The 218-nt window shown below is 44.5% G+C and carries 1 tRNA gene; it reads left to right on the top strand.

The features are described from left to right. Nucleotides 1-3: 3 nt before the first annotated feature. A tRNA-Ala gene (locus tag OGV50_RS00350) sits at nucleotides 4-79 on the top strand. The last annotated feature ends 139 nt before the right edge of the window (nucleotides 80-218 follow it).

Below are 218 nucleotides of genomic sequence, written 5' to 3'. Positions count from 1 at the left end.
TATGGGGCTATAGCTCAGCTGGGAGAGCGCCTGCTTTGCACGCAGGAGGTCTGCGGTTCGATCCCGCATAGCTCCACCATATTTTACTGCTCATATAAGAAAACTTCAGAGTGTACCTGAAAAGGTTCACTGCGAAGTTTTGCTCTTTAAAAATCTGGATCAAGCTGAAAATTGAAACGACACACGTAAAGTGTGTATGAGTCTCTCAAATTTTCGCA

Origin of the sequence: Citrobacter sp. CK180 (assembly GCF_030333655.1) — a bacterium.
Classification (GTDB): Bacteria; Pseudomonadota; Gammaproteobacteria; order Enterobacterales; family Enterobacteriaceae; genus Citrobacter_B; species Citrobacter_B koseri.
The sequence above is the reverse complement of the archived record's forward strand: the minus strand, read 5'-3'. Positions and strand labels throughout refer to the sequence as shown.